At 71.8% G+C, this 266-nt stretch carries 1 protein-coding gene; it reads left to right on the top strand.

Going from position 1 to position 266, the window contains the following annotated elements; translation table 11 throughout:
- Positions 1-266, top strand: a 266-nt coding sequence (locus tag SB816_RS32195) for a hypothetical protein (RefSeq protein WP_410548270.1), incomplete at both ends; no start/stop codon positions are given.

Below are 266 nucleotides of genomic sequence, written 5' to 3'. Positions count from 1 at the left end.
ACACGCGCTCGCCGACGGGCTCGGCAAGCTGATTGGCCACGTCGCGACCCCGCTCGTCATGACGGCGCTGTTTTTCGTGAGCCTGCCCTGGCTCATCGACTTCCGCTGGCGCGACTTCTTCGTGTGGGCCGACATCTCGCTCGGCCTCGGCCTGAACATCCGCCCCGCGCGCGACGACGACGGCGGCGAACGCCGCTCGCGCCGCAGCCGCCGCGAATCGAACGCGGACCTCGCGCAGCCGGGCCTGTCTGCGAGTCTGGGCGGCG

Source organism: Achromobacter sp. SIMBA_011, from assembly GCF_046535435.1.
GTDB classification, from domain to species: domain Bacteria; phylum Pseudomonadota; class Gammaproteobacteria; order Burkholderiales; family Burkholderiaceae_B; genus Achromobacter; species Achromobacter dolens.
Note: the sequence above shows the minus strand (reverse complement) of the source record. Positions and strands in the feature narration are given on the sequence as shown.